Source organism: Gordonia aichiensis NBRC 108223 (genome assembly GCF_000332975.1).
Taxonomy (GTDB): Bacteria; Actinomycetota; Actinomycetes; order Mycobacteriales; family Mycobacteriaceae; genus Gordonia; species Gordonia aichiensis.
In genome coordinates, this window is the sequence record NZ_BANR01000016.1 from 82669 (window position 1) to 105507 (window position 22839).

The following is a 22839-nucleotide window of genomic DNA, read 5'->3' on the forward strand; positions in this document are numbered from 1 at the left end:
GATGACGTCGTCAGTGGAACTGCACCTGCGGGGCATACGTGTGATCGTTGCGGGTGCCGGAACAGCGGGTCTGTCGGCTGCACGATTCCTGCTCGGCGTCGGAGCGGAGGTCACGATCGCCGACGACCGGTTCCTCGACGCGGATGCCGGGACGACGGGGATCGTCGGAGCGGACGCGCTGAGAGACCAGGGCGCGCGGCTCTCCTCAGTCGCGGCGCTCGTCGGCGATGACTCGTGGGTTGCGACAACCGATCTCGTCATCGCATCACCCGGCTTCGCGCCCACCAATCCGCTCATGTTCGCGGCTGCCGAACACGAGATCCCGGTGTGGGGCGAGGTCGAGTTGGCCTGGCGGGTCGACCGTGCCGGGTTGCTGGGTACCCCGCGTACCTGGCTGGTGGTGACCGGGACCAACGGCAAGACCACGACCACATCGATGCTGACCGACATCGTCGCCGAGGGCGGGCTCGCCGCCGCGGCGTGCGGGAACATCGGGCTGCCCGTGCTCGACGCGATGCAGCTGGAACCACGAGTCGACGTCGTGTGCGCCGAGTTGTCGTCGTTTCAGCTCCACTGGGCGCCGTCCATCACTCCCGATGCGGGGGTGGTGCTGAACATCGCCGACGATCATCTCGATTGGCACGGGTCGTTCGCCGCGTACGCCGCCGACAAACAGATCGCGCTGCACGGCGATGTGGGGATCGTCGGCCTCGATGACACCGTCGCCGCAGGTCTGCCGGTGCCGGGACGGCGCGTCGGCTTCACCCTCGGCGAGCCGGCAGCCGGCGAACTCGGAGTAGTCGACGGGTACCTCGTCGACCGGGCTTTCAGCAGTGCGGACGACGACTCGTCGAGTGGTACGTCGCTGATCGCGGCGGAGGCGATTCACCCCGCCGGGCCGTCCGGGGTATCCGACGCACTGGCCGCGGCAGCGTTGGCCCTGTCCATCGGAGTGCAATCCGCGGCGATCGGTCGGGCACTGCGTGCTTTCCGTCCCGCGGCGCATCGCGGCGAGGTCGTCGTGTCAGTCGACGGCATCGACTTCGTCGACGATTCGAAGGCCACCAATCCGCACGCGGCCCGCGCGGCGATCGGCGCGCATCGCCGTGTGGTGCTTATCGCGGGTGGCTTGCTGAAGGGCGCGTCGGTCGACGACATGATCGTCGCGTCCGCGGACCGGCTGGCCGGGGTCGTCGCAATCGGACGTGACCGGGACATCATTGTCGCCGCGATTTCGCGACACGCCCCAGAAGTCCCAACAGTCACAGTATTCACAGGGGACGATGGCAGCGTGATTGCACAGCGCGCCCTCGGATCAGAGATGGGTTCAGTGCGCAGCGGGGACGAATCCTCGCTCGAGCACCCCGGGAATCCCGACGACCTCGCGACCGCGGTGATGGACCGCGCTGTCGCGGAGGCGTGGGCGCTGGCCACAGCCGGCGGTCCGCGACCCGACGCGGTGCTTCTTGCGCCTGCGGCGGCGTCGCTGGACATGTTTCCCGGGTACGGACGACGTGGTGATGCCTTCGCGGCCGCCGCGCGTGCGTTGCCGGGGACCGCTCCCCGGGCGACGCAGCCGTGACGACGACGGACGCGACCCGGGCGGGCGCACCAGAATCCTCCGGGCCGGCGACCGGAGCAACCAAGACCGGAGCGGATAAGGCGGCCGAGAAGAAGACGTCGAAGGCCGAGTCCGCGAAACCGAGCATCCGGTCGGGTCGTCGAGTTCTCGGCGGAGGGTCATCCGGTACGCGGAGTGATCTCGCCGCCGTCCCCGCGACCATCGTCGAAGGGATTCGCAATCTCCTGAGCAGGCCGTTGGCGTCGTATCACCTGATCCTGACGATGGCCGCCCTGATGACATCGTTCGGGCTGATCATGGTGCTCTCGGCGTCGTCTGTCGAGGGGTACTCCGCGGACGGCTCGGCGTACGGATTGTTCGCCAACCAGGTCATCTTCGTGGTGCTCGGCGCCATCGTCTTCTACCTCACGCTGCGCATGCCGGTGCGGTTCTTCCGTCGAATGGCGGTCCCGATGATCGCCGTGACGACGGTCATGCTGGGTCTGGTCCTGGTCCCGGGTATCGGCACCCTCAGTCAGGGTGCCCGGCGCTGGTTCGACATCAACGGACTCTCGGTGCAGCCGTCCGAACTGGTCAAGGTCGCGCTGTGTGTCTGGGGCGCGCATCTGCTCGCGTCGCGTCGACGTGACAACGCGTCACTGCGCGAATTGCTGGTGCCCCTCGTCCCGGTCGGCCTGCTGATCTGTCTGCTGATCATTCTCGAACCCAACCTCTCGACGACGATCACCATCGCGATCATCGTCGGTGCGCTGCTCTGGTTCGCGGGTCTGCCGATCAAGGTGTTCGTCACATTCGTCCTCACCGGCGTCGGCATCGCCGTGGTCCTCGCTCTGGTCGAGAGCTATCGATCACAGCGCGTGATGAGCTTTCTCGGCGGTATCGACGATCCGCAGGGCGCGGGCTATCAGGCGCGACAGGCGACGTTCGCGCTGGCCAACGGGGGTGTGTTCGGCGTCGGACTCGGACAGAGCCGAGCCAAGTGGAACTATCTGCCCAATGCGCACAACGACTTCATCTTCGCGATCATCGGCGAGGAACTCGGCTTGATCGGGGGACTGCTCGTCGTCTTCCTGTTCGTCGTCCTGGCGTTCACCGGGTTCCGCATCGCGCACCGCTGCACCGATCCGTTCCTGCGCCTGATGACCTCGACCATCACGGTCCTCATCACAGCGCAGGCGTTCATCAACATCGGGTACGTGATCGGGCTGCTTCCCGTGACCGGAATCCAGTTACCGCTGCTGTCGGCGGGCGGGACGTCGACGCTGACGGTGTTGGCGATGCTCGGCCTGCTGGCCAATGCGGCCCGCCATGAACCCGAGGCCGTCGCCGCGTTGACCACGGGTCAGCGCAGCCGGGTCAGCCGGTGGTTCCGGCTGCCTATCCCCGTGGCGTACACGCCGAGCCGCGCGGAGAGCGCCCGAGACCGTCTCGACGCGCGCGGACGCCGCCCACCCGCAGTGTCGGGCACACGTCGGTCGACGCCGCAGCGCCGAGTGCCCGCGTGGCGTCGAGCGATCGGTGTGCGGTTCTTCGGTGTGGCACCCGAACCGAGCCCGGCACCCGTCGACCGGCGTGGGGCACCTCGGTCGGGGGCGGTGCGGGTCGACTACCGTGTCGGGTATTCCGGGAGGGGGGAACGCCGTGGCGGCGCGCCCGGGCGCACCACCCGTTCGGCGGGGACCGCTCGCGCAGGCCAACCGGAACGTCGCGCGACGAGTAGAGCCGCGTCGGGCTCGGTGCGGACGGGGTCGGGACGCTACTCCGGTCACCCGGGCAGGGCTGACAAGATGTCGGGTGGGCCGCGGCGGTCGGGGAACGGCCGCTAGAGCCTCGGCGGGAAAGCGCTTCGGCGGCGGTCGGTGGGCCATCGTGTCGGTGCGCACGTGCGCCCGGCCCGGGTCGGCCGCGGCAACAGTCGATGTGAGCAGAACAGATGTGAACGGAGTGCAGACCGAATGGGTCCGGATGAAACGCGGGTCACGACAACGGACCACGAGTCTGCAGACGGCGGCTACCGAAAGCTCTCGGTCGTGGTTGCCGGAGGAGGGACGGCAGGCCATATCGAACCGGCACTCGCAGTTGCCGATGCGGTGCGCAGACTCGATCCGACCGCACGGATCACCGCACTGGGTACCTCCCGGGGGCTCGAGACGACACTCGTCCCCGAGCGCGGCTACGACCTCGCGCTGATCCCACCCGTGCCGTTGCCGCGCAAGCCGGGCCTCGAACTCGCGAAGACCCCGGCGCGGCTCCTCCGGTCGGTGATGGCCACACGCAGGGTCCTCTCCGACGTAGGGGCCGACGTCGTGGTGGGATTCGGCGGTTACGTCTCGATGCCCGCGTACCTCGCCGCCAGGGCGCACCTGCGGCCGAGTCGACGCCTGCCCATCGTGATCCACGAGGCCAACGCCAGTGCGGGTATTGCGAACAAGGTGGGTGCACGCTTCGCCGACGTCGTGATGGCGGCCGTCGACGGCTCGGGTCTCGACGGTGCCGAGGTGGTCGGCATCCCGGTACGCGGTGTGATCGCCGACCTGGACCGTCAGGGATTGCGTGCGAAGGCCCGTCACTATTTCGGCCTCGACGAGGACGCCCCGACGCTGTTGGTGTTCGGCGGATCGCAGGGAGCGCAACGACTCAACGATGCGGTGGCCGGGGCTGCCGATGCCCTGGGGCGCGCGGGAATCGGTGTGCTGCACGCGTATGGACCCAAGAACACGATCGATCCGATCTCGCCCGACGACGCCCCTCCGTATCGGGCAGTCGGGTATCTCAAGCGGATGGACCTCGCCTACGCTGCGGCCGATCTGGTCATGTGTCGTTCGGGCGCGATGACGGTCGCCGAGGTGTCGGCGACCGGACTGCCCGCCATCTACGTGCCGTTGCCGCACGGGAACGGCGAACAGCGGCTCAATGCCCTGCCCGTCGTCGAGGCAGGCGGTGGTGTGTTGGTGTCCGACGACGAGGTCAGCGCCGAGTGGGTCGCAACAGAGGTTCCGGCGTTGCTCGGCGATCCCGAACGCCTGGCCGCGATGTCGGCGGGCGCGTCGGGGACAGGGCACGGAGATGCCGCGAATGCGGTCGCGCGCGCGGCCCTCGATCTCGCTGCAGCACACCGGCCGGGCCGTCGAGGGCGGGCCGGTCGGCAGAGGCGAACCGACGCGGCCGGATCGGGTGCAACCGAGGAGCGCGCCTCCCGCGCGACTGGCGACACCGCAACAGGATCGGGCCTTCCCGACGCCGGGGCGGCGTTTCATTCGGCGGAATCGGCCCGCGACCGGTGACAATCGAGGACGTGACCTCAGCACACGGCGAGCCGGGCGCAGCTCCGCTGCCCGAAGAACTGCGTCGAGTCCATATGGTGGGCATCGGCGGAGCCGGGATGTCGGGTTTGGCGCGCATCCTCCTCTCCAGGGGTGGCCAGGTGTCGGGATCGGACGCGAAGACCAGTCGCGGAATCATCGCGTTGCGTGCGCGGGGTGCGCAGATCGCGATCGGACACGACGCTGCCGCTCTGGACCTCCTGCCCGACGGCCCGACCGTCGTGGTCACGACGCACGCCGCCATTCCCAAGACCAATCCGGAGCTCGTCGCTGCTCGTGAGCGGGGCATCCCGGTTCTTCTGCGCCCGCACGTTCTCGCGGGATTGATGGCCGATCACCGAACGCTGCTCGTCGCGGGCACACACGGTAAGACCTCGACGACGTCGATGTCGGTCGTCGCGCTGCAGCATGCGGGACTCGACCCGTCCTTCGCGATCGGCGGCGAACTCAACGAGTCGGGGACCAACGCACATCACGGCAGCGGCGACGTGTTCGTCGCGGAGGCCGACGAGAGTGACGGGTCACTTCTCGAGTACACCCCTGACATCGTGGTGATCACCAACATCGAGGTCGATCATCTGGACTTCTTCGGAAGTGTCGATGCCTACGTCGCGGTGTTCGACGAGTTCACCGCGAGGATCCGCGCGGGCGGCACGCTCATCGTCTGTCTCGATGATCCGGGTACCGTCGCGCTCGTGCAGCGACGCGCGGCACAACTGAGCGCCCGTGGTGTCACCGTACTCGGTTACGGCACCGATGCCGACGCGGTGGCCATCCCGGATGTCATTCCGGCGGCGACGTTGCTCTCATGGGCACCGCACGGCGCCGGGGGGCTGGCCACGGTGCGATTCGCGCAACCGGTCGTCGACGCCGCGATCGAGGTTCCCCTCACGCTCACGACGCCCGGAATCCACATGGCCCGCAACAGTCTCGGCGCGATTCTCGGTGCGGTGTGCGCGGGCGGTGAACTCGACCAGGTCATCGAGGGAGTCGAGGCATTCGGCGGTGTCAGACGCCGATTCGAATACAAGGGAAGCGCTGCAGGCGTCGCTGTCTACGACGACTACGCGCACCACCCGACCGAGGTCGCCGCGGTACTCGCAGCGGCAAGGGGAGTTGTCGGCCGCGGCGGCGTCGAACGTTCTCGCGGTGGCAGCCGGGGGCGGGTGATCGCGGTGTTTCAGCCCCATTTGTACTCGCGCACAGAAGAATTCGCGGAACAGTTCGCGGCAGCGCTCGACGCCGCCGACGAGGTGATCGTCGCCGACGTCTACGGTGCCAGGGAGGCGCCGATTCCCGGGGTCAGCGGCCGCAGCATCGCCGACCGACTGGCCGGGCCCCATCGATTCGTTCCCGATCTGTCGGTGTTGGCCGACGTGGTGGCGACCATCGCGCAGCCCGGCGACATCGTGTTGACCCTCGGCGCCGGCGATATCACCATGCAGGGTTCCGAGATCCTTGCCGCCCTCGAGGGGGCGCGCCCCGCACCGCCGTCCGTCGCTGGGGGCGAGGACATCTCGTGACCCGGTTCCTCCCGGAGCGTCGAGGAGCGCGGATGCTACTCGGTGTCGGCGCCGTCGTCGTCATCGTCGTGGGGCTCGTCCTCGTAGCCTTCTTCACGCCGTTGATGTCAGTGCGCAACACCACGATCGACGGCGCGAAGGGCGTGCAGAGCGGTGAGATCCTGCACGCGGCCGACGTCCCGTCGGGGACCCCGCTGCTGCGGGTCGACACCCGCGTCGTCGCGCAGCGGGTCGCGGCGATCGCATCCATAGAGTCGGCGCGGGTCCAGCGTGAATACCCGTCGTCGTTACGGATCACGGTCGTGGAGCGCCGACCGACCGCTCGCGTGGTCGACTCCGACAAGGTGCACATCCTCGACCGGACGGGCGTCTCGTATCTCACCTATGCCACCAAGGGATTGCCCGGCGAGTTCGCCGCGCTGCCCGTGTTCACCACGCCGAACCCGGGGCCGTCGGATCCGACCACCGTCGCGGCCATGAAGGCCACCGCGGGCCTGCCCGCCGAGATCTCCGAGCAACTGGTCGCCGTCGACGCGTCCTCACCCGTCGACATCGAGTTCACCCTGAAGGGCAACCGCAAGGTCGTCTGGGGCGATTCGGCGCGGGGTGACGAGAAGGCGCGGACCCTCGGCTACCTGTTGTCGCGCAAGGCGTCCGAGTACAACGTGTCGAGTCCGGACTTTCCGGCCTACAAGTGAGCGCCGACGCCACGGTGTCGAGGTGCGGCCCCGACGGCTGTGCCACAACACCGGCGGCTGCGCCGTGGACGCCGACGGTGTTGTGGCACAGGCCTCGACGGCTCGGCAGGGTGGAACCCGGTCGTCGCACAAAGAAATCCAGCGACACGCCGCGCCGCCTGCTGGCTCCATGGCCCGACGGTGCTTAGCGTTTTCGACAACAGACCACTTGACATAACTCTAAATCTATGGTTCAGGTTTAGGGTTTTGGATCGATAAGGAAGGCGAGCGCCATGACGCCACCGCACAACTACCTGGCCGTGATCAAGGTCGTCGGCATCGGCGGCGGCGGCGTGAACGCCGTCAACCGAATGATCGAGCAGGGCCTCAAAGGCGTGGAGTTCATCGCCATCAACACCGACGCCCAGGCGCTGTTGATGAGTGATGCCGACGTCAAGCTCGACGTCGGACGGGATTCGACGCGCGGACTCGGTGCAGGTGCCGATCCAGAAGTGGGTCGTCGCGCGGCCGAGGACGCCCGCGACGAGATCGAGGAGCTTCTCAAGGGCGCCGACATGGTGTTCGTGACCGCCGGCGAGGGTGGTGGCACAGGAACCGGTGGCGCCCCGGTCGTCGCGTCGATCGCCCGCAAGCTGGGCGCGCTGACCGTCGGTGTGGTCACCCGCCCCTTCGGTTTCGAAGGTAAACGTCGCGGAGGCCAGGCGGAGGCGGGCATCACTGCGCTGCGTGAATCCTGCGACACGCTGATCGTGATCCCCAACGACCGACTTCTCCAGTTGGGCGACGCCCAGGTCAGCCTCATGGACGCGTTCCGCAGTGCCGATGAGGTGTTGCTCAACGGTGTCCAGGGCATCACGGACCTGATCACCACCCCCGGCCTGATCAACGTCGACTTCGCGGACGTCAAGGGCGTCATGAGCGACGCGGGTTCGGCGCTCATGGGCATCGGGTCGGCGCGCGGCGAGGAGCGCGCGCGCAAGGCTGCCGAGGCAGCGATCAACTCCCCGTTGCTCGAGTCGTCGATGGAGGGCGCGCGCGGCGTGTTGATGTCGATCGCCGGTGGCAGCGATCTGGGCCTGTTCGAGATCCACAACGCTGCCACGCAGGTCCAGGAGGCCGCGCACGAGGATGCCAACATCATCTTCGGCACGGTGATCGACGACAACCTCGGCGACGAGGTGCGAGTCACCGTGATCGCCGCAGGGTTCGACGGCGGCACCCCCCGCAAGCGCACCGACACGCCCGCGGCCGTCGGTAAGACCGCCGTCGGAGCAGGACAGGCGGGGACGGTGAACCAGGCCGAGAAGAGCGATCCGTTGATCGGGCAGGTACCGCAGGAGGGTGGTGGTGATCCGTTCGCCGATCGTCCGGCGGCGCCGCCCCGGCGTAACAGCGTCACGCTCGACGACGACGACGTCGACGTGCCGTCGTTCATGAAGCGCTGACGACGTGAGTGGGTCGATCAGGCCCCGGGTGCGTCGTGTGGTCACCACGCGGCAGGGAGGTGTCTCGCGACCGCCGTACGACACCTTCAACCTCGGTGATCACGTCGGCGACGAGCCGGACGCCGTTGCAGCGAATCGATCTCGCCTCGCCACACAACTCGGTCTCGCGCCCGATCATGTGGTCTGGATGGAGCAGATCCACAGTCGCAACGTCACGGTCGTCGACGGTCCCGTCGACCATGCGGTCGAAGCCACCGATGGTCTCGTGACGACGACCCCCGGCCTGGCGCTGGCAGTTCTCAGTGCCGACTGTGTGCCGGTGCTCCTCAGCGACGATGAGGCCGGCGTGATCGCCGGCGTGCACGCCGGACGGGTGGGTGCACGCATCGGGATCGTTCCCGAAGCGGTGCGCGTAATGATCTCGCTGGGCGCGCGGCCCGAGCGGATCGGTGCGTTTCTCGGCCCCGCCGCGTGTGGACGTCAGTACGAGGTTCCGGCCGAGATGCAGCGCGACGTCGAAGAGCATCTCCCCGGCAGCGCGTGTCTGACCGACAAGCGCACCCCTGGTCTGGATCTGCGGGCCGGCCTGCGCCGGCAACTCCTCGCGCTCGGTGTGGCCGCTGTCGCGGAGGACCCGAGGTGCACGATCGAGGACCAGGACCTCTTCAGTCACCGGCGTAGCGCACCGACCGGACGACTGGCGTCCGTGATCTGGATCGACCCCGACGCACCCGAGCCGTCCGGTGGGGAACCGTCGTGACGACCGCCGAGGACGATGAGCGGACGGCCCAGCTGGCGGAGTCGCTGTCGAGGGTGCGCTCGCGACTCGACACCGCGGTCGACGCCGCGGGCCGCAGACGTGGCGACGTGGAATTGCTCGTCGTGACCAAGTTCTTCCCGGCATCCGACGTGCAACGCTTGATCACGCTGGGGGAGAAGGAGTTCGGCGAGTCACGCGAACCCGAGGCCAGCCGCAAGATTGACGAGCTCCGGGATGCGCCGACTGGCGGCCTCGAGGGAATCTCGTTCGACATGATCGGGTCCGTGCAGACCAAGAAAGCCCGCACCGTGGCCCGATGGGCACGTGCGGTGCACTCGGTCGACCGCGCCAAGCTCATCGATCATCTGTCGACGGCAGGCGTGTCCGCACTCGATGCGGGGGAGCGGAGCACTCCGCTCGAGGTCTATCTCCAGCTCAGCCTCGACGGCGATCCGACGCGCGGTGGGGCACTCGAAGACGATCTGCCCGAACTGGCCGAGAGGGTCGAGCAGAGCGACTCGCTTGCGTTGCGCGGGCTGATGGTCATCGCGCCACTCGACGGCGAGATCGACGACTGGATGGAGCGAACCGCGCAGGTGCACGAGCGGTTTCGTGGCCGATTCCCTCAGGCGACCGGGCTGTCGGCGGGCATGTCGTCGGATCTGGAAAGCGCCGTCGCACATGGATCGACATGCGTGCGTGTCGGAACCGCAATCATGGGCCCACGGCCGTTAGTCTCTCACTAGTCACATTGGTCACATGCGAACCAACGAGAACAAACTCCACACTGACAACACTCGCGAACCCGCCGCGGGTGTCGGATGACAGAGAGGCACCACATGACCACGATGCAGAAGTTCAAGGCGTATTTCGGCATGGTGCCCCCGAGTGAGTACGAGGACGACTACTTCGACGAGCCGGGGCCCGGCCCTGTGCGTTCGGCGTCGAGGGAGCGCGCGTACCGCGACGACTATTACGGCGACGCTCCGCTGCGCGACGGCTACGGCGACGGATACCCGGAGCCGGGTTATCGGGACAGTGTCGACGCCGGCTACGACGAACGACGGTTCGGCCCGGGCTTCGACTCTGCACCCGGCTATGAGCAGGGCTATCAGGGTGACTACACCTACGCGGGTCCGCGCCACTCCGAGCCTGTCGATCGGCCGCGCCCGGTCTCGCGCCTCGAGCCGTTGCAGCGCTCGAATCCCGCGCCGCTTCGTTCCAGTGCCGTACCGGCCTCTGCGGGGCCCGATCTCGAGCAGGTCTTCGCCGACGGACCCCTTCACAAGATCACGACGCTGCGCCCGGCCGACTACAGCGAAGCGCGCACGATCGGGGAGCGCTTCCGCGACGGGAACCCCGTCATCATGGATCTGGTCGACATGAGCAACGACGATGCGAAGCGCCTCGTGGACTTCGCGGCAGGCCTGGCGTTTGCCCTGCGTGGCTCGTTCGACAAGGTGGCGACGAAGGTGTTCCTCCTCTCACCCGCCGATATCGACGTCTCGGCGGAAGATCGTAAGAAGATCGCTGCGACCGGCTTCTACAACCACGGCTGAAGACGTCCAGTTCAGGTGGCCGAATCCCCGCTGATTCGCCCGTCTGAACGAGCGTCATCCCACACACCTGCTCCCGCGCACCAGGCCAGCGGTACCGGAGGTGCGGCGTGCCCGACATATCAGGCACTCTTGACTCGTGGCGATTCTGTTCGAAGTCCTCTACTACGTGCTGTTCATCTACTGGCTGCTCCTGCTTGCACGCCTCGTCATCGAACTGGTGCGCACCTTCGCGCGTGAATGGCGACCAACGGGCATCGCCGTGGTGATCATCGAGGCGGTGTTCACGCTCACCGATCCGCCGATCAAGGCGCTCCGACGCGTGCTGCCACCGATTCCACTCGGACCTGTCCGGCTCGACCTGTCGCTGATGATCGTGATGATCGTCGTGCTCATCCTCATGTCGGTCATGCGAGGTCTTGCCAGCAGCTCCGCGGCGTCGGCGGTTGCTGCCGGACTCCTCTGACCTGGGAACATCGTCTCGCATCCTCATCCCGGCTGCGGGTGTGGCGCGGTCTGGAAATCGTTCAGGGGCTCGGTCCCGCTGCCAGGGCGCGATCACATGTTCTACCGTTGAGTGTCATCATCGCGTGACTGTTGCGTTGCAGGACGGCATCGAACATATGCGACAAGCGGTTCAGGTGTGACAGGATGAGACGCCAGTTACGGATTTTGACTGGTATGAATATTGAGTGACAGTCTGGACGCATAGGCTGTGACTTGCTCGCCCAAACTGAAGACCACGCTTGTACGACACAAGCTCGAGACGACCCAGAGCTCGAACGACAATGAGGGGAACCGACATGCGGCTGACACCAGCTGATGTGCACAACGTCGCGTTCAGCAAACCGCCGATCGGTAAGCGCGGCTACAACGAGGACGAAGTCGATCAGTTCCTCGACTTTGTCGAAGCAGAGCTCGCTCGGCTGATCGACGAGAACAGCGACCTCAAACAACGTGTCGAGGAGCTCGAGGGTGAGCTCGCCGACGCCAAATCGGGCAGCAGCGACACGTCGTCGTCTGCGTCCGCCGGCCAGCCGGTCGCCGACGACTCCACCCAGGTGTTCGCCGCTGCCGCCACCGAAGTGCAGAGCCCGGCGGCAGCTCCCGCGGCGGCGTTGTCCGACGATGACTCCAACGTCCGCGCCGCACGGGTTCTCGCCCTCGCGCAGGACACCGCTGACCGTCTCACCGGTTCTGCGCGCCAGGAGGCGGACACGCTCCTCGCGGATGCTCGTTCGCGTGCCGACGCGATGGTCTCCGAGGCGCAGACGAAGTCCGACGCCTTGCTCGCCGACTCCCGGCAGCGCTCCGAGGCGATCCTCGCCGACGCGCAGACCCGTTCGGAAGCTCAGCTCCGTCAGGCGCAGGAACGTGCCGATGCGCTGCAGAGCGACGCCGAGCGCAAGCACAGTGAGATCATGGGCACCATCAATCAGCAGCGTGTCGTCCTCGAAGGCCGCATCGAGCAGCTCAAGACCTTCGAGCGTGAGTACCGTACCCGCCTGAAGACCTACCTCGAATCTCAGCTCGAAGAGCTGCAGCAGCGCGGCAGTGCAGCGCCTGTCGAGAGCGGTCGTCCCGATCAGTCGTTCTCGTCGGACCCGGGTAACGGCGGCTTCAGCAGCTATTCGCAGAGCTGATCGGCATACGGCGAAGTCCATTAGGCAGATGACGTGCTGAGTCTGGCGCTTGCGGCCACCCTGGTCGGGTTTGTGCTGCTCATCGTCGGGTTGATCACCGGTACGGTGTGGCTCGCGGTGGCGTGCATCGTTGTTTGCCTGATCGGTCTCGGGTTCCTCATCGTCGACATCGTCGGCTCAGGGCGTAGGGACGAGTCCGTCCTCGACGAGGAGTTCGACGGTCGGGGAGACCAGGACGACGATCGGTCGGCAGGTCCTGTGTCCGACCGAGACGGTGATGCCGACGCCGACCTCCGTGGGCCGCCTCCGCCGAGCGTCCAGCGTGAGCCCGACGCGCCGCCTGCCACCCGACGTGAATCCCCTCCGCAGTCGTCGTGGCAGGGCGTCATCCAACCTCGAGACGGGGTGTCCGGGTCTGAGGACAGCGCGGAGACAGAGACAGCCGCAGTCCGCGAAGCCGGTGCTCATCCGGCCGGAGGCCAGGCGAACTCACCGCGCGAGGGCAACTACGACGACTACCTACGTTCGGTCGGGGGCGACCCCGCAACCGGCGGATTCCGTCGTCCGCAGGCTCCCGGTCAATCCGGACAGGGTCACCCGGCTCCGCCCACGAGTCCCGCGGGGCCCGGCGCTGCGCACTCGCCCCAGCAGTACCCCGACCGCGGTGAGCCGGTGGGGCAGCAGTGGCCTGGCCGCGGTCCTCTTCCAGACGCGGGTCCCGACCAGTCGACGCCCCGACAACAGCCGTCCACACCGCAACAGCCGTCCACACCGCAGCAGCCGTCCACACCGCAGCAGCCTCACACACCGCAGTCGGGTCCATCCGATGAGCGCCAACCGTCGGATCGGCAGTGGGGCCAGCCAGATCGTGAGACGGGCACTCCCACGGCGCGTTTCGACCCGCTCGATCCCAACTGGCGTCCACCACTCGACTGATCTCGATCGCCGGTTCGGCGTCGCGCGTGGGACGATTCGTGATCGGCTCACCATGATCGCTACACTGGAACCGCGACGATCCGGCCATCACCGGGGAGCACCCGGAAGAACGAGATCATGACATCGCAGCGCACGTGTCGAGCGTGTCGATGAGAGATCTTCAGTAGAACCGGGCGGGCGCGGCCCGTCACAGCCGCCGGTCCATTCGGTCTCGAATGCAGACACAGCGGATGCACGTGCATTCGCCTGTGGCAGCACCTTGATCCGAGAGGACCCCGAGTGGCATCGGCCCGATCGATGCAAGCGGGGTGGTACCGCGCACTTCTTGTGCGTCCCCGTGCCCAGAGCAGATGCACACGTCCCCACGTGAGGACGTGCGAGCCAGGCACGAGGAGCCAGCGTGAGTGAGAAGTCAGAATCGACAACCCGCGTCTACCCTGTCGTCGACATGACCGGCGGTGCGCGAAGTGGCGCACCCTCGTTCCCCGACGTCGAACTCACCGTGCTCGATTACTGGAAGACCGACGACACGTTCGCGGCGTCGATCGCCAACAGGGCCGACGCCCCGGAGTTCGTCTTCTACGACGGCCCGCCGTTCGCGAACGGCCTTCCCCACTACGGTCACCTGCTGACCGGTTACGTGAAGGACCTCGTGCCCCGCTACCAGACGATGCGCGGCAAGAAGGTCGAGCGTCGTTTCGGTTGGGACACGCATGGTCTGCCCGCCGAGCTCGAGGCCGAACGTCAGCTCGGGATCACCGACAAGTCGGAGATCGAGACGATGGGCGTCGAGAAGTTCAACGACTTCTGCCGCGATTCTGTGCTCCGGTACACGGGAGAGTGGCGCGACTACGTCACGCGACAGGCGCGATGGGTCGACTTCGACAACGACTACAAGACCCTCGACATCGATTTCATGGAGTCGGTGATGTGGGCATTCAAACGCTTGTGGGACAAGGGGCTCGTGTACCAGGGGTACCGCGTGCTGCCGTACTCCTGGTACGAGCAGACGCCGCTGAGCAACCAGGAATCCAAGCTCGACGACGCGTACCGCATGCGACAGGACCCGGCTGTCACGGTGAGCATGCCGCTCGTCGTCGATTCCGACAACCCGTTGTCGGCGCTCGACGGTGTCAATGCGTTGATCTGGACCACCACGCCGTGGACACTGCCGTCGAACCTGGCGATCGCCGTCAATCCGGACGTCACCTACGTGCATGTACGTGCGACGGATGGACGGGAGTACCTGCTGGCCGAGCCGTTGCTGGGCAGCTACGCCAAGGAGATCGTCGATCCCGAGGTCGTCGGCACCTACCAGGGTCGCGATCTGGAGGGCTTGGCGTACACGCCTCCGTTTGACTTCTTCCTCGGGCATCCTCGTGCGCACCGAGTCCTTCTCGGTGAGTACGTGACGACGGACAGCGGTACCGGAATCGTCCACCTCGCACCGGCTTTCGGTGAGGAGGACATGGAGCTCTCGACCGCCAACGGGATCGAGGTCGTGCAGCCGCTCGATGCCGGTGGCCGATTCACGTCGCAGGTTGCACCGTACGAGGGCCTCATGGTCTTCGACGCCAACGCACCGATCATCAAAGATCTCAAGACCGGCGGTGAGCACGTCCTCGCCGGGCCGGATGGCCACACCGGGCGCATCGTGCGACACGAGACCATCGAGCACTCCTATCCGCACTCGTGGCGATCGGGAAAGCCGTTGATCTACATGGCGGTTCCGTCGTGGTTCGTGGCGGTCGACCCGATCAAGGACCGCATGATCGAGCTGAACAAGCAGATCACCTGGTCGCCCGCGCATATTCGCGACGGTCAGTTCGGCAAGTGGCTCGAGGGTGCACGTGACTGGAACATCAGCCGAAACCGGTACTGGGGCGCGCCGATCCCGGTGTGGGTGTCCGACGACCCGGAGTATCCGCGCACCGACGTGTACGGCTCGCTCGATGAACTCGAACGCGACTTCGGGGTGCGGCCGACCAATCTGCACCGCCCCTACATCGATGAGTTGACCCGCCCCAATCCTGATGATCCGAGCGGGAATTCGACGATGCGTCGCGTGCCCGAGGTCCTCGACTGCTGGTTCGAGTCGGGGTCGATGCCCTACGCGCAGGTGCACTACCCGTTCGAGAACGCGGAGTGGTTCGACGGGGCGGACGACGGATCGCGGCCCGCGCACAATCCGGGCGACTTCATCGTCGAGTACAACGGGCAGACCCGTGGTTGGTTCTACAACCTGCACGTGCTCGCGACTGCACTGTTCGATCGGCCGGCGTTCCGGACCGTTGCTGCGCATGGCATCGTGCTCGGCGACGACGGTCAGAAGATGTCGAAGTCCAAGCGCAACTATCCCGATGTCAACGAGGTGTTCGACCGCGACGGAAGCGACGCCATGCGGTGGTTCCTGATGGCGTCGCCGATCCTGCGTGGCGGCAACCTCGTGGTGACGGAGAAGGGAATCCGCGAGGGTGTGCGGCAGGCGCTCCTGCCGTTGTGGAACGCCTACAGCTTCTTGCAGCTGTATGCCGACAGGCCTGCCACCTGGCGCACCGACTCGTCGAATGTGCTCGACCGCTACATCCTGGCCAAGCTCGCGGTCACACGGACGGAGATGACCGAGGCTCTCGACGTCTACGACGTCTCCGGGGCGTGCGACGCATTCCGTGAGTTCGTCGAGTCGCTCACCAACTGGTATGTGCGTCGTTCACGCGCACGCTTCTGGGCGGGGCAGGACGACGATCCGGACGCCTTCGACACGCTCTACACGGTGTTGGAGGTCGCGAGTCGGCTTGCCGCGCCGCTGCTTCCGTTGGCGACCGAGGCGATCTGGCGCGGTCTGACCGGTGGACGGTCGGTGCACCTGACCGATTGGCCGACCAGCGATGAGCTCCCCGCCGACCCGGATCTGGTCGCGGCGATGGACGATGTCCAGGCGGTGTGCTCGACGGCCTCGAGTATCCGCAAGGCCAACAAGCTGCGCGTGCGACTTCCCCTGCCGCAGTTGACCGTCGCATCGCCGAATGCGCAACGCCTCGCACCGTACACAGCTCTGATCGCGGACGAGATGAACGTCAAGTCGGTGGAATTGTCCACGGCAGCAGACCGATACGGTCATGTCGAACTGGCGGTCAATGCGCGGGCAGCGGGGCCGAGGCTCGGCAAGGACGTGCAGCGGGTGATCAAGGCCGTCAAGGCTGGCAACTGGAGCGTGCGCACTGCCGACGACGGTACGGAGATCGTCTCGGCCGACGGCATCGATCTCGAACCGGGCGAGTACAGCAGGAAACTCGTTGCCGAAGAACCCGATTCGACGGCCGAACTTCCCGGCGGGGGCGGACTGGTCGTCCTCGACACGAGCGTCACCGAAGAACTCGAGTCCGAGGGGTGGGCGAAGGATCGTGTGCGTGAGCTGCAGGAGGCACGTCGCGGGTTGGGACTCGACGTATCCGACCGCATCGCGGTGCGTTTCGTCGTCCCGGCTCAGCGACTCGAGTGGGCCCGCCGTCATGCCGACATGATCGCGGGCGAGGTGCTCGCGACATCGTTCACCGTGGAATCGACCGACGCCGGTGCAGCGGGCGCGATCGAACTCGGCGATGGCGTGACGGCCGACGTCACGAAGGCCAGCTAGCTTCGCTGGCTAGCTCCGCCGGCTCGCCGCCCCGATCGGCTTCCGGCGCCGATCACCGCAATGTCGGTCGGCGCCGGATGTGGCTGCGCGGGATCACTCCTCGAACAGCGTCGACAACACGGCGTCCACCTGCGCTGCAAACAATGCGTCCGGGTGGGTGAAGGTGTCCGTGCCGTACTGTCCGAAGACCTCGAGACTGATACCGCCGATCGTGGTGGCCCACAGTGTCATGGCGCGCACCATCACCGAATCGGGGAGTGTGCAGCCGAATTCGTCGCGGATGGCGTCGATGTCGGCGGACAGGGGCGGTAGCCGAGGGTCGACCGTCTGGTCGTCGCGGAGTGCGCCTGCGCGCCATGCCGCATCGAACTCTGCGAGTAGGCGGCCGATCACACGTGTTCCCGGGGCAACGGTGCGCTCCGCGGGCGCCGCATAGCCCGGGACGGGGCTGCCGTACAGCAGCGCCCACCGCGCAGGATCCGCTGCGGCCCAGGCCCGCGCGGCCGACAGCGCTGCGGTCAGCCTGGTGCGGATGTCCGAGCCCGCGGCGTCCGCCGCCTCGTCGACGGTGTCGGCGAGGTCGGTGTAGCCCTCGACCAACAGCAGGGTGAGCAGTTCGTCGCGGCTCGGAACGTATCGGTAGACCGCGGAGGAGACGACCCCCAGTTCCCTGGCGATCGCTCGTAACGACAGCCCTGCCGCACCGTGGGTGCGGAGATGTTCGCGGCCGAGGCGGGTGATCTCCGCCCGCATGGCCGCCCGGTTGTCCGCGCGTGTTCTCGCAGCTCTCATGCTCCCAGTGTGTCACGACCGAGAGCGGTGCTCTTGCGCGAGTGGGTCCCGGCGTGGATACTCGTCATTTCGAGAGCAGTGCTCTCGAAAATTTACGACGGGAGCCACCATGAACACCCACTACCGCGCCCCGGAGGGGATCGAAGCCACACTCAACATCGCCGTACGTTGGTTGGCCGACCACGGCGTGAACCTCGCGGGCGCACACACACTGACCGTCACCCGGCGCACGAGCGGTACACCGCAACGTCTTCCGGTCAATCCCGTCACCCTCGACGGGAACGAGTACCTCGTCGCCATCCGAGGCAACACACAGTGGGTACGCAATGCGCGAGTGGCAGGGAGAGGGGAACTCCGCCGAGGACGTCGGCGCCGCACGGTGACGTTCACCGAGGTGGAGTCCGCGGCACGCGCGAGAGTGATCCGTACCTACCTCGATCGCTGGGGATGGGAGGTCGGGCGCTTCCTCCCCGAGGAGCTGGCCGCCGACGCGACGATAGAAGAACTCGCGGATCGGGCAGATGAGATCCCCGTCTTTCTCCTCGGCTGATCGGGTATGCCTAGGCTTGCGGTGTGTCGACCATGTCCTCCTCGTCTCCCGACGGCGAGCGCAGTACCCGATGGGTGATGCATCTGGACATGGACGCCTTCTTCGCCTCGGTGGAGCAACTGACACGGCCCACACTCGCGGGACGTCCGGTACTCGTCGGCGGAACCGGAGGCCGTGGCGTCGTTGCCGGAGCCAGCTACGCCGCACGGCGTTTCGGTGCGCAGTCGGCGATGCCCATGCACCAGGCGCGCCGACTCGTCGGAGCAGGGGCAGTGGTTCTGCCGCCACGAGGTTCGCTATACCGCGTGGTCAGCGGCAAGATCTTCGCCATCGTCCGCGAGGCGGTGCCGGTGATCGAAATGCTCTCGTTCGACGAGGCATTCGCCGAGCCTGCTGATCTCATCGGCGCCTCAGCCGCCGATGCGGAGGCCTTCGCACAGGAGATCCGCGGGCGCATCGCCGACGCTGTCGGTCTGGCCGCGTCCGTCGGGTTCGGGAGTGGCAAACAGATAGCGAAGATCGCGTCGGGGATGGCCAAACCCGACGGGGTCATGGTCATTCCGCCCAGCAGGGAACTCGACTTCCTCCACACGCTGCCGGTGCGCAAACTGTGGGGGATAGGCCCGGTGTCGGGAGAGCGGCTGGCGCGCCTGGGAATCGACACGATCGGTGATCTCGCCGCGATGTCGGAGGTCGAGGTCGCCTCGGTGCTGGGTTCCAGCGTCGGACCCGCGCTGCATATGCTCGCGCGCGGACACGACGACCGGCCCGTCACCGAACGAGCAGCGGCCAAACAGATCAGTGCGGAATCGACCTTTGCGCGCGACATCGTCGACCTCGCCGGGCTGCGGCCGGCAATCGAGAAATCGGCGGCCGACGCACACCGCAGACTACTCGCCGACGGGCGCGGTGCGCGCACCGTCGTACTGAAACTCAAGCGCGCAGACATGTCGATTCTCACCCGCTCGACGACGCTGCCCGCTGCGACCACCGATCTGGAAACCCTCACGTCGATGGCCCGGCGACTCGCCATCGACCCTCACACTGTCGGCCCCATTCGCCTTGTCGGAGTGGGATTCTCGGGGCTGTCGGCGGTAGAGCAGTATGCGCTCTTCGGCGACGCGGACGTCGCGCCGCCCACCGACGCCGACCCCGAGAACGCCACGGTCATCGACACCGCACCGAGCGCCGACGGATTCGACCGTGGCGGTGCAGCCTCTGGCGGCGACGGCTGGGCCACCGGCGCCGACGTGGTGCATCCAGAATTCGGCCACGGCTGGGTTCAGGGCAGCGGCCACGGCGTGGTGACCGTGCGATTCGAAACGCGCGCAACAGGACCCGGTATCGCACGGACATTCGCCGGCGACGACGGCGCGCTACGACGGGGCGATCCGCTCGACAGTCTCGCGTGGCCGGACATCTCCGGGTGAGCGCAGCGCAAGGCCGAACGACACCGAACGCGGGGGTGGCACGAGATCTGCCGCCCGATACCGCGTTGTCAGAGATCAGGTCTCATGCTCCAGCCGGCTCGGAGCGACGGAAGAAGTCGGCGACGTCGTCGGCGTCGTGTCCGGTGGAGAGCAGCGCGATCAGGGCCATCCGAGCCTGCGGCGCACGCAGCCATCTCGACACCACCGCGCCCGCACGTTCGAGGTCGACGGCTCCGCCGCCACCGCCATAGGTGGGCACCACCTGGCCATGGGGTACTCGTGTGGTGACGACGACGGCCACTCCCGCGCGGCGGGCGGCGACAACCTCGGCGGTGATGTCGGGGTGGGTGTTGCCCGAACCCGTTGCGGCGAGCACGATTCCCGCCGCACGCTGCGCGACGGCAGCGGCGATGATCCCTGCGGCGACCCCTGGGTACAACGCGTAGGTGTCGACTCGGGCCAGGCGTTCGGGCAGGGTGTCGACGACAAGGGGCCGCGGCAGCGCCTCATGAACGGTGTCGAAGGCCTCGATCGCGGTGGTCGAGGCCTTGAATGCGCCTCGGGCACCCAGCACGCGTCCACCCAATGCCAGCAGGACGCCGCGAGCCCGGTTCGCAGGATCGGCAGCCACGTCGAGGGCCGCCGCGATGTTCGCGGGTCCGTCGGCGTCGGGGGTATCCGCCGGGTACTGGGCGCCGGTGAACACGACGGGCCGCGGATCGTCGGCGGCGAGGTCGACCAGAAAAGCCGTCTCCTCCATGGTGTCAGTGCCGTGTGTGACGACGACCCCGGTCAGGTCGGGATCGGCGAGCGCCGCCATGACCGCGCGCACCACCTGGGCCTGTTGGGAGACCGTGATCGCCGAGCTGTCCACCGACATGAGGTCGATCGCGTCGATCGCGGGGGCGGGCGTCGCGGGCGTCGACGCCTCGGCGAGGAGTTGGGACGCGGTCAGGACCGGGACCGCTCCGTCTGCGCTCTGCCGAGCGGCGACCGTGCCGCCCGTGGTGATCAGCGCGATTCGCGGTTGCGTCATGCCAGACAGCGTCCCCGGAACCGATGTCGGACGTCAACCGTTTCACCGGTCGGCACTGCTCGTGAGACCACCCACGAGACCAGCAGTGCTCATCGACGATCGTCAGCGGTGTGCCCTCTCGGCGGGTACTTGTCGTTGGGCGGAGTCGATGTGTTTGGCATAGTGGTGGGAGCTTTTGGCCACGGGGGTGGTGCGGTGACCGGTGAACGGTTCGCCAACAGCGCACGACCGCGCGAACCGACCTCCGCCGAGAACTCTCATCGTCGACGTTGAATGTGAGGAAGATCCTTGAAGTTCCCTAAGTTCGTAGGTGCCACCATCATGGCCGCGGCAGTTGCCACCTCCCTCGCGGCGTGTGGCAGCGACGATTCCGACGACGCTCCCACGGTTGCCACGACGACCAGCGCCGCCGCAACGTCCGAGGCGGGTGCGTCGGGTGCAGACGCCGGGGTCACCAACCCGAACGTCCGTCCGAGCGTCGCCACGCTGAACGCGATGCTGGACAAGGCACTCGACCCGGAGGTGCCCAACTCGGAGAAGACCGAGCTCGTCCAGGGATCGGAGAAGGATCCCCAGCTCTTCGACAAGCTGGTCAAGGCCCGCCAGGACAACAAGGACGTCACCTACCAGATCTTCCCGCCGGTCATCCCGGCCGGACCGAACAAGGCGACGGTCAAGGTTCAGGTGAAGCTGCCCGACAACCCGCCGACCAAGCTCGACGCCCAGATCGTGTACGACGGCGGACGCTGGAAGCTCGCGAGCGACTCGGTGTGCCCGATCCTGTCCGGCAACAACGTCAAGAGCGCCATGTGCCCCAAGTGACCTGACACCGGCTGACGGCAACTGCCGAGTCGGCGCTCCGAGTCACGACGAACGCCCCTGTCCCGCGCGGGACAGGGGCGTTCGTGCGTGTCGCGATTGCTCCGGCGCGTCACTTCCAGGTGTACGAGAAGCCGATCTTCTGCAGAAGCGGCTGGGCCGGATCGGCGCCGATCAGTTCGCGTGCCCCCGTGTAGGTGCCCGTGCCGCTGATGGGTAGGCCGCGAGTGACATCCATGACCAGGCTCCCCGAGCCGGTGTAGGAGTAACGGGCGATGGTCAGCGTGGTGTCCGCTCCGGGTATCGCATACACCGAGTTGACCGGCGACTCGTCGGTGGTGAAGTCGACGGTCACACGGTTGCCCTCCCACGCCTTGAGTGTCGCGGTGATCGTCTGCGTCAGGGTCGTGGCCGCGGTGATGGTTCGTTCGGTTCGCCACGTCGCGCCAACACCGATCGGCTCCGTGGGGAAGGGAATCGCGTTCTGAAACGTCTGGACCAGCGCCTGCTCGATCGCGCTGCGGGCCTCGGACCCCGAATCGCGCGTCGGGATCAGCCGCAGCGACACCGGCGCAGCTCCGGGGCCGAGCGCCACGCCTGCCTTCGCGTCCCTTGCCGCGGCCAACTGCTCGTCGAGCGTCGGGTCGGGCGAGGTCGGGGCGCCGAGCGTCATCTCGAGATCGGTGTTGTCGGTGCAATGGAAGGCCGCCGTGATCGGGATGTCAACGGTCTGCTCGGTCGTGGCGTCGGTCGACGCGACCGACGACGTCGTGGCCAAGTTCGACGTCTGTGGTCGCGTCCGATCGGGGGCGCCGCCGACCACCCGGTGCGGTTGGTTGCCTGCTGAGGTCACGACGACCGCCGCGGGAGGTATGGGGATCAGGTTCGCGTCGGCGTGGCCCGACGTCGAGGTGGTGGTGCACCCGGAGCCGGCCCCGGACGAGGTGTCCGCGGACGGGTGGTCGTCGGCGGGATCGGAGCCGCACCCCGCCAGCACGAGCCCGCAGACCAGTGCGGTTGCGGCGGATCCCAGCGCGAGTCGACGGCGCGCGGCGTGGCGTCGAGAAGTCGGTTGACCGGCGGTACGACGGGTCGGATCGGACACGCCA

The 22839-nt window shown here is 67.2% G+C and carries 19 protein-coding genes; 16 read left to right on the forward strand and 3 right to left on the reverse strand.

Annotated features, from left to right (window positions below; all coding sequences use genetic code 11):
* Position 1 precedes the first annotated feature (1 nt).
* The 13 genes from murD (at position 2) to ileS (ending at position 17103) form a co-directional block, all read left to right on the forward strand.
* Positions 2-1582: a UDP-N-acetylmuramoyl-L-alanine--D-glutamate ligase gene (murD, locus tag GOACH_RS15040; protein WP_040518833.1), complete on the forward strand. Its 1581-nt coding sequence runs from the start codon at positions 2-4 to the stop codon at positions 1580-1582.
* On the forward strand, positions 1579-3408 hold the full coding sequence (gene ftsW, locus GOACH_RS15045) for a putative lipid II flippase FtsW (RefSeq protein WP_005176358.1): 1830 nt from the start codon (positions 1579-1581) through the stop codon (positions 3406-3408). The genes murD and ftsW overlap by 4 nt, the downstream gene beginning before the upstream one ends.
* Positions 3409-3537: 129 nt before the next feature.
* Complete coding sequence (murG, locus tag GOACH_RS15050; RefSeq protein ID WP_005176361.1) at positions 3538-4866, forward strand: undecaprenyldiphospho-muramoylpentapeptide beta-N-acetylglucosaminyltransferase; 1329 nt, start codon at positions 3538-3540, stop codon at positions 4864-4866.
* On the forward strand, positions 4863-6428 hold the full coding sequence (murC, locus tag GOACH_RS15055) for a UDP-N-acetylmuramate--L-alanine ligase (protein ID WP_005176363.1): 1566 nt from the start codon (positions 4863-4865) through the stop codon (positions 6426-6428). The genes murG and murC overlap by 4 nt, the downstream gene beginning before the upstream one ends.
* Positions 6429-6460: 32 nt before the next feature.
* Positions 6461-7126 (forward strand): cell division protein FtsQ/DivIB, encoded by a 666-nt coding sequence (locus GOACH_RS15060; RefSeq protein ID WP_005176366.1) that lies wholly within the window; start codon positions 6461-6463, stop codon positions 7124-7126.
* A 272-nt stretch (positions 7127-7398) separates the two neighbouring features.
* Complete coding sequence (gene ftsZ, locus GOACH_RS15065; protein ID WP_005176371.1) at positions 7399-8571, forward strand: cell division protein FtsZ; 1173 nt, start codon at positions 7399-7401, stop codon at positions 8569-8571.
* A gap of 28 nt (positions 8572-8599) precedes the next feature.
* A complete protein-coding gene (gene pgeF, locus GOACH_RS15070; RefSeq protein ID WP_005176375.1) occupies positions 8600-9331 on the forward strand; it encodes a peptidoglycan editing factor PgeF in 732 nt (243 codons plus the stop codon).
* On the forward strand, positions 9328-10077 hold the full coding sequence (locus GOACH_RS15075; protein ID WP_005176377.1) for a YggS family pyridoxal phosphate-dependent enzyme: 750 nt from the start codon (positions 9328-9330) through the stop codon (positions 10075-10077). Before pgeF ends, GOACH_RS15075 begins: the two co-directional genes overlap by 4 nt.
* Before the next feature lie 93 nt (positions 10078-10170).
* Positions 10171-10890: a cell division protein SepF gene (locus GOACH_RS15080; protein ID WP_157227745.1), complete on the forward strand. Its 720-nt coding sequence runs from the start codon at positions 10171-10173 to the stop codon at positions 10888-10890.
* Positions 10891-11026: 136 nt separating this feature from the next.
* Positions 11027-11353 carry a YggT family protein gene (locus tag GOACH_RS15085; protein ID WP_005176382.1) on the forward strand — a complete coding sequence of 109 codons (327 nt, stop codon included), beginning with the start codon at positions 11027-11029 and terminating at the stop codon, positions 11351-11353.
* A gap of 337 nt (positions 11354-11690) precedes the next feature.
* Complete coding sequence (gene wag31 / locus GOACH_RS15090; RefSeq protein ID WP_005176383.1) at positions 11691-12530, forward strand: DivIVA-like cell division protein Wag31; 840 nt, start codon at positions 11691-11693, stop codon at positions 12528-12530.
* Positions 12531-12563: 33 nt separating this feature from the next.
* On the forward strand, positions 12564-13466 hold the full coding sequence (locus tag GOACH_RS23135) for a hypothetical protein (RefSeq protein WP_005176384.1): 903 nt from the start codon (positions 12564-12566) through the stop codon (positions 13464-13466).
* Between the two features lie 448 nt (positions 13467-13914).
* The gene (gene ileS / locus GOACH_RS15100; protein WP_174320836.1) at positions 13915-17103 is read left to right on the forward strand and encodes an isoleucine--tRNA ligase; all 3189 of its coding nucleotides are present in this window, start codon (positions 13915-13917) and stop codon (positions 17101-17103) included.
* Between the two features lie 93 nt (positions 17104-17196).
* Here the strand turns inward: ileS and GOACH_RS15105 are convergent, their stop codons facing one another.
* Positions 17197-17895 (reverse strand): TetR/AcrR family transcriptional regulator, encoded by a 699-nt coding sequence (locus GOACH_RS15105; RefSeq protein WP_040518837.1) that lies wholly within the window; start codon positions 17893-17895, stop codon positions 17197-17199.
* 109 nt (positions 17896-18004) lie between these two features.
* Here GOACH_RS15105 and GOACH_RS15110 point away from each other — a divergent pair, with 109 nt between their 5' ends.
* Both GOACH_RS15110 and GOACH_RS15115 read left to right on the forward strand, forming a co-directional pair.
* Complete coding sequence (locus GOACH_RS15110; RefSeq protein WP_005176387.1) at positions 18005-18445, forward strand: nitroreductase/quinone reductase family protein; 441 nt, start codon at positions 18005-18007, stop codon at positions 18443-18445.
* Positions 18446-18477: 32 nt separating this feature from the next.
* The gene (locus GOACH_RS15115; RefSeq protein ID WP_083859076.1) at positions 18478-19875 is read left to right on the forward strand and encodes a DNA polymerase IV; all 1398 of its coding nucleotides are present in this window, start codon (positions 18478-18480) and stop codon (positions 19873-19875) included.
* A gap of 82 nt (positions 19876-19957) precedes the next feature.
* Here the strand turns inward: GOACH_RS15115 and GOACH_RS15120 are convergent, their stop codons facing one another.
* Complete coding sequence (locus GOACH_RS15120) at positions 19958-20911, reverse strand: asparaginase (RefSeq protein WP_005176392.1); 954 nt, start codon at positions 20909-20911, stop codon at positions 19958-19960.
* Between the two features lie 288 nt (positions 20912-21199).
* On the opposite strand from GOACH_RS15120, the gene GOACH_RS15125 reads away from it, so the two are divergent.
* Positions 21200-21733, forward strand: a complete 534-nt coding sequence (locus GOACH_RS15125) for a WKL family lipoprotein (RefSeq protein WP_005176395.1) — start codon at positions 21200-21202, stop codon at positions 21731-21733.
* 109 nt (positions 21734-21842) lie between these two features.
* On the opposite strand, the gene GOACH_RS15130 is transcribed toward GOACH_RS15125, so the two are convergent.
* Positions 21843-22835, reverse strand: coding sequence for a hypothetical protein (locus tag GOACH_RS15130; protein ID WP_005176398.1), 993 nt, complete (start codon positions 22833-22835; stop codon positions 21843-21845).
* Positions 22836-22839 lie beyond the last annotated feature (4 nt).